This window comes from Actinosynnema sp. NPDC023587 (assembly GCF_040640215.1).
Lineage (GTDB): Bacteria > Actinomycetota > Actinomycetes > Mycobacteriales > Pseudonocardiaceae > Actinosynnema.
Genome location: NZ_JBFABG010000009.1, coordinates 65,993 through 72,519 on the forward strand (window position 1 = coordinate 65,993; position 6,527 = coordinate 72,519).

A 6,527-nucleotide genomic window follows, 5' to 3' on the forward strand; every position below is an offset into this window, starting at 1 on the left:
GCGCCGACATGACCGCCGACCTGGCCACCGTCGACCTCGCCGACCCGCAGACGTTCCTGGACGTCGACCTGACCGCGCTGTGGCAACGCCTGCGCGCCGAGAGCCCCGTGCACTGGAACGAGCCGCGCGGCGACCAGCCGGGCTTCTGGGCCGTGTCCCGCCACGCCGACTGCGTCGCCGCCTACAAGGACAACAAGCGGCTCACCTCCGAACGCGGCAACGTGCTGACCACGTTGTTGCAGGGCAACGACTCCGCGTCCGGCAAGATGCTGGCCGTCACCGACGGCGCACGGCACCGCGCGGTGCGCAACCTGATGCTCAAGTCGTTCTCGCCCCGCCTGCTGGAGGTGGTCGCGCAGCAGGTCCGCCGGCGCACCTACAGCCTGCTGGAGGACGTGCTCACGCGCGGCGCGTGCGACTTCGCCACCGACGTCGCCGACCACATCCCGATCAACACCATCGGCGACCTGATGGACGTGCCCACCGCCGACCGGCCGCGCCTGGTGGACTGGAACAACCGCACGCTGAGCCGGCTGAGCTCGGCGGAGTCGGAGATGGACGAGTGGTTGGCGCGCAACGAGATCCTGCTCTACTTCACCGGCCTGGCCGACCAGCGCCGGCGCAACCCCGGCGACGACGTGCTCTCCGCGCTGGCCAACGGCCTGATCGACGGCGCACCGCTGGCCGAGGACGAGGTGGTGTTCAACTCCTACAGCCTCATCCTCGGCGCGGACGAGTCCAGCCGGATGTCGTCCATCGGCGCGATCCTCGCCCTGGCCGAGCACCCCGAGCAGTGGCGCAGGCTCAAGTCCGGTGAGGTGGACGTCGAGTCGGCCACCGAGGAGGTGCTCCGCTGGACCACGCCCGCCATGCACTTCGGCCGGCGCGCGGTGGCGGAGGTCGAGCTCGGCGGCCGGACCATCCGCGAGGGCGACGTGGTGACGATGTGGAACAGCTCGGCGAACTTCGACGAGGACGTCTTCCCCGACCCCACCCGGTTCGACCTCGGCCGCACCCCGAACCGGCACATCGCGTTCGGCTTCGGCCCGCACTTCTGCCTCGGCGCGTTCCTGGGCCGCGCCCACGTCGGCTCGGTGCTGGAGGGCCTGCGCGACCTCGTCGCCGAGATCCGGGTGCCCGGTCCGGGGACCCGGCTGTTCTCCAACTTCGTCCACGGCTACAGCAGCCTGCCGGTCGAGCTCGTGCCGGAGCGCCGCTGACCATCACCGATCCGTCAGCGCGCGGTCAGCGCGCGCGGAAAGCATGGGCCGACTGGGCCCCCATCCACCGCGAGGGTACGGAGAACCGAGAGTGACGAACCCCTTTGACGACCAGGACGGCCGGTTTCTCGTGCTGGTGAACGACGAAGGCCAGCACTGCCTGTGGCCGGCGTTCGCCCGCGTGCCCGCCGGGTGGACCGCGGCCCTGGAGGAGACGACCCGGGACGCGGCGCTGTCCTACGTGGAGGACAACTGGACCGACATGCGCCCGCGCAGCCTCCGCGAGGCCCACGAGAGCAAGGCGCGCTGATGGACCTCGCGATCGAGGTCTCCGGCCTGCGCAAGACCTACGACAAGACCGAGGCGCTGCGCGGCATCGACCTGTCCGTGCGGTCCGGGTCGGTGCTCGGCGTGCTGGGGCCCAACGGCGCGGGCAAGACCACCGCCGTGCGGGTGCTGGCGACGCTGCTGGTGCCGGACGGCGGCACCGCGCGGGTGGCCGGGTTCGACGTCGTGGAGCACCCCCGCGAGGTGCGCCGCCGGATCGGCCTGGCCGGTCAGAACGCCGCGGTGGACGAGCTGCTGACCGGCCGGGAGAACCTGGTGCTGCTGGGCCGGCTGCTGCACCTGGGCGGTGCCGGTGCCCGCCGGCGGGCGGGGGAGCTGCTGGAGCGCTTCGACCTGGTCGCGGCGGCCGACCGCCCGGTGGGCACCTACTCCGGCGGGATGCGCCGCCGGCTGGACCTGGCGAGCTGCCTGGTCGGCAACCCGCAGGTGCTGTTCCTGGACGAGCCGACCACCGGCCTGGACCCGGCCAGCCGCCAATCGCTGTGGAACACCGTGCGCGGGCTGGTCGCCGAGGGCGTGACCGTGCTGCTGACCACCCAGTACCTGGAGGAGGCCGACTACCTGGCCGATCAGATCGTCGTCATCGCGGCCGGGCAGGTCATCGCGGACGGCACCCCCGACGAGCTCAAGCGCAAGGTCGGCCAGGAGCGGCTGGAGGTCGCCGTCGCGCTGCCCGACCGGGTGGCGGACGCGCTGGCGGTGCTCGGCCCCCTCGCGATCGACGCGCCGACCACGGACACGGCCAGGGGACTGGTCAAGCTGCAATTGAAAGACGGTATGGACGGTATCGCCACAGCCGCGGTGGCACTTCGGGATGCCGGAGTCGAGGTGGCCGACTTCTCGCTGCGCCGACCGACCCTGGACGACGTGTTCTTCAACCTCGTCGGACACCCGACGGAGCAGTAGAGACCACCCGAGCAGGAAGGAACCGCCGTGCCCTACCGCACGCAGAACTTCGAGGGCAGCCGAGCGCTGTCCATGAGCAGGCATCAGCCCCGCACCGGACGACCGGGGGCGCGGGCATGAGCGACCTCTTCCTGCTGGTCGGACACGTCGCGGCGGTCCTTGCGGTGGTCCTGCTCGCCGCGTTCCTGGGCCGGGTCGCGGCCCGTGCCACGCGACAGCCCGAAGTGGTCGGCGAGATCCTGGCCGGCATCCTGGTCGTCCCCGCCGTGATCGCGGTGGGCGGACCGGCCGGTCTCGCGCAGGTGCTGCCCGCCGACGTCGTCGGCCTGCTCAAGACGCTCGGCCAGATCGGTCTGGTGCTGTTCCTGGTCGGCGTGGCGCACGAGTTGCGGCACGGCAAGGCCGGGCTCGGCGCGAAGGCCGTGGGCTGGGTGACCGTCGGCTCGTTCGTGCCGGCGCTGCTCGCGGGCCTGGGGATGGCCGCCTGGGTGCTGCTGGCCGCCGACCCCGACGTGCGCGGCACCGCACCCGCCCCCGCCCTGGTGCTGATGATCGCGGTGGCGCTGAGCGTGACCGCCGTGCCGGTGCTGGCGCGCATCCTGGAAGACCGGCGGATGGTGGACAGCCCGGCGGGCAAGCTCTCGATGGCCGCCGCCGTCGTGACCGACTCCGCTGCCTGGGTGCTCCTGGTGATCGCGCTCGGCATCTCCGGTGGCGTGCTGATGTCCCTCCTGCTGCTCGTGATCGGGATCGCGGTGACCGTGCTCGGCCGCGTCCTGCTGCGCGGCCGGGCCCCGATGGCCGCCGCCGAGCGCTTCCCCCGCTCCACCGGCCTCGTGGTCGCCGCCCTGGCCCTGCTGTTCGCCTTCGAGTTCGAGCACTGGGGCCTGACCGCCGTGTTCGGCTCCTTCGTGGTCGGCCTGGCCCTGCCCGCCGGTCCGTGGACGACCGTCGTGCGGCCGGTGACGCAGCTCGGGCGGCTGCTGGTGCCGGTCTTCTTCGTGGTCGCCGGCATCGGCGTGGCGAACGCGCCGCGCGCGGCCGTGCCGTGGGTGGCCATCCTGCTCGCCGTGGCGCTCGCCGTCGTCGGCAAGGTCGGCGGGGGCTACCTGGGCGCGCGGCTCGGCGGCCAGGACCGCCGCACGTCGCTCACCGTCGCCGTGCTGCTGAACACCCGGGGCCTCACCGAGATCGTGGTGCTCCAGGCCGGGTACAGCGCCGGACTGCTGTCCGTGCAGCTCTTCCTGGCCCTGGTGGTGATGGCCCTGGTGACCACGGCGATGACCGGCCCCCTGCTGTCGCTGATCGAGCGCCGCGCGCGCGTCACCGCCGCCGCGCCCAGGGTGCTCGTCCCGGACCTGCCCGGCGGTGCGCCGTGACCCGGTCGGTGCCGGCCACCCCGGTCGCCGACTTCCGCGCCCTGATGTCCCACTTCCCGACCGGCGTCGCGATCATCACCACGACCGCGCCGGACGGATCGCCGCGCGGCATGACGGTGTCGTCGGTGTGCAGCGTGACGCTCTCGCCGCCGACCCTGCTGGTGTGCCTGCGCAACGGCAGCCCCACGCTGGGGGCCGTGCTGGCCACCGGCGCGTTCGCGGTGAACTTCCTGCACGGCAACGCCCGCCCGGTGGCCGAGCTGTTCGCCTCCGGCGCACCGGACCGCTTCGACCTGATCCCGTGGCGGCAGGAGGCCGGCGCGGCCGGACCGCACCTGGTGGAGGACGCGCACGCGGTGGCGGACTGCCGGGTGAGCCGCACCGAGCCGGTCGGCGACCACACCGTCGTGTTCGGTGAAACATTCCACGTGGCCCGGGAATCGGGTCACCTGCCACTGCTCTACGGTTTACGCGAATACCAGGTGTGGCAAGCCGGTAAACCCGCCGAAAACGGTGAGGACTCGGCCACTCGCCATCCGTGATCGCCCCGGCGGAGCACTCCGCGAAGGCGGTTCCGGCGCTAGCCTCGGTGCGGTGCCGTCCTTCTCCCCGGTCATCCGCGTCGACCCGCCCGGCGGGGGTTTCGCCGCCGGGCCGGTCGCCGCGCCCGGCGGGAGCTGGTTGCACCTCGACGGGAACGCGGACCGGCAGGACGTGGGCAGCGCGTTGCGCGCCCTGTACCTCGCCGCCGGCGGGCGCGGTGCCGGCACCCCCGACGAGGCCGTGCACGAGCTGATCGGCTTCGACGTCCTCTACGCGCCCGGTGGCCTGCTGCTGCGCGACGAGGACACGTGCGTCGAACCGGGACCGCGCTCGGACCTGTTCGCGTGGCGCACGTGGCTGGCGGCGCTGTACCGCGGGGAGGTCGACCTCGGGCCGGGACCGTGGGTCGAGTACGCGGGTGGCGACGTGGTGCGGGTCTGGCCGGGGGAGGGGCGCGCCGGGCCGTCGGTGGACTTCGCGCGGAAGGCGTTGCCGGGAATGCTGAGAAAAGCGCAACGCGATTTGACGGAATTCCTCGGAGCGCTGCGCGGGTGGGCCGCGGTGCATTCGCCGACCCAGGTCGAACTGCTCGTCGCCGCCGTCGACGCGGGCTGGGAGATCACCGAGCCGCTGCCGGTCTAGGTGTACTGCCCCGGGAGGTCGTGGGCGGTCCGGCACGGAGTCGGATGACGTCGGAATGGGGGAGGCGGGTCTGGTCGACCGCTCCAGCCGCCCCCACCACAGCCCACGTCGCCTGCCCACCCGCCGCGAACGCCGGACCGTGAAGTCCGGCCGGCCCGCCGCTGGGGCCCGGCCCGCCTGGCGCACCTGGACCGGGCCACCGCCGCGCCGGTGCACCGCTACGAACACGCCGCGCCCGGCGACCTGGTCCACGTCGACACCCTCACCGCCGACGGCATCACCCACAAACGCACCCGCGCCCACCGATCCCAGACCAACGGCGAGGTCGAACGCTTCGACCGCACCCCGCTCGACGAATGGGCCTGCGCACAGGTCCACCAGTCCGGAACCGAGCGTCGCGAGGCGCTGCCGCGATGGCCGCACATCCGGGGCCTGGCCGGGAGTGGGCGGTGTCCCGGTCGAGCCCGCCGGAAATCGGGTCGACGGCTACGCGGAGCCCTGACACAGTGACGCACCATGACCGAAGTCGACCTGGTGACCGCCGCTGACGTGCAGCTCATGCAGGGGCTGGCGCAGCGGGTCACCGCCACCCGCCCGGAGCTGGTGAACAGCGACGCGTCGTTCGGCGAGCTGGCCTGGAACTGGGGCCGGGGGCACGCCGAGGAGGGTGCGAGCTGGCGGCGTCGGCTGTGGTTCGCCGGCGGGGAGCTGGTGGCGTGGGGCTGGGCCCGGCTCCCGCGCCGGGTGCGGCGGCGCGACGGGTCGGTGAAGGAGATCACCGAGGCGTACCTGGCGTACCAGGTCCACCCCGACCACGCCGGACTGGTCGACGAGGTGGTCGACTGGTACGACCGCACGGCGGCGGGCGTCGAGCGCACGGTGCTGCCGGGTGCCGCCGACGAACCCGCCCTGCGGCGGTGGGCGGCGCACGGCTACCGGACCGACCCCGGGGCGCTCGGCGACACCGGGTCGTGGACCCAGCTCACCGAGCGCGACCTCCTCGACGTGGACCGGCCGGTGCTGCCGGCCGGGTTCCGGTTCCGCACCGCCGACGAGGTCGGGCCCGAGGCCGTGGTGCGGGCCCACCGGGACGCGTGGGTCCACTCGGCGTACACCGCCGAGTCCTACCAGGGCGTCCGGGCGACCGCCGGGTACCGGGGCGACCTGCACGTCCTGGTCGAGGCACCGGACGGGACCATGGCGTCCTCGACGATCATGTGGCTGGACGAGGTGAACCGGACCGTCGAGTTCGAGCCGGTCGGGACGCACCCCGGCTACCGGCGTCGGGGGGTGGCGACGGCGATGCTCCTGCACGGGATGCACCTGGCGCGGGCCGCCGGGGCCACCCACGCGACGGTCGCCTGCCTGGGCGCACCGGGGCACCCGATGGCGCGCGGGCTGTACTACGGCGTCGGGTTCCGGGAGCTCTCGCGGGACGTGCCGCTGATCAAGTCCGCGAGCGCGGGCTGAGCGGACTTCGGGGTGCGGG

Annotated in this window: 7 protein-coding genes and 1 pseudogene; all 8 read left to right on the forward strand. The window is 73.4% G+C overall.

Annotated elements, in window-relative coordinates:
- Window positions 1-8 precede the first annotated feature (8 nt).
- The 8 genes and pseudogenes from AB0G01_RS23345 to AB0G01_RS23380 all read left to right on the forward strand — a co-directional run bounded on the left by AB0G01_RS23345 (window position 9) and on the right by AB0G01_RS23380 (window position 6,508).
- Window positions 9-1,220 carry a cytochrome P450 gene (locus AB0G01_RS23345; RefSeq protein WP_360948828.1) on the forward strand — a complete coding sequence of 404 codons (1,212 nt, stop codon included), beginning with the start codon at window positions 9-11 and terminating at the stop codon, window positions 1,218-1,220.
- Window positions 1,221-1,311: 91 nt separating this feature from the next.
- Window positions 1,312-1,530, forward strand: a complete 219-nt coding sequence (locus tag AB0G01_RS23350; protein ID WP_360948830.1) for an MbtH family protein — start codon at window positions 1,312-1,314, stop codon at window positions 1,528-1,530.
- Entirely contained in the window at window positions 1,530-2,474 is a 945-nt protein-coding gene (locus AB0G01_RS23355; protein WP_360948832.1) for an ATP-binding cassette domain-containing protein, read from the forward strand. Before AB0G01_RS23350 ends, AB0G01_RS23355 begins: the two co-directional genes overlap by 1 nt.
- A gap of 116 nt (window positions 2,475-2,590) precedes the next feature.
- The gene (locus tag AB0G01_RS23360; protein WP_360948834.1) at window positions 2,591-3,853 is read left to right on the forward strand and encodes a cation:proton antiporter; all 1,263 of its coding nucleotides are present in this window, start codon (window positions 2,591-2,593) and stop codon (window positions 3,851-3,853) included.
- Window positions 3,850-4,395, forward strand: coding sequence for a flavin reductase family protein (locus tag AB0G01_RS23365; protein WP_360948836.1), 546 nt, complete (start codon window positions 3,850-3,852; stop codon window positions 4,393-4,395). Before AB0G01_RS23360 ends, AB0G01_RS23365 begins: the two co-directional genes overlap by 4 nt.
- 52 nt (window positions 4,396-4,447) lie before the next feature.
- Window positions 4,448-5,038 carry a hypothetical protein gene (locus AB0G01_RS23370; RefSeq protein ID WP_360948838.1) on the forward strand — a complete coding sequence of 197 codons (591 nt, stop codon included), beginning with the start codon at window positions 4,448-4,450 and terminating at the stop codon, window positions 5,036-5,038.
- 58 nt (window positions 5,039-5,096) lie between these two features.
- Window positions 5,097-5,440, forward strand: a pseudogene (locus AB0G01_RS23375) (hypothetical protein); the annotation flags it as partial.
- A 114-nt stretch (window positions 5,441-5,554) separates the two neighbouring features.
- On the forward strand, window positions 5,555-6,508 hold the full coding sequence (locus AB0G01_RS23380; RefSeq protein WP_360948840.1) for a GNAT family N-acetyltransferase: 954 nt from the start codon (window positions 5,555-5,557) through the stop codon (window positions 6,506-6,508).
- Window positions 6,509-6,527: the final 19 nt, after the last annotated feature.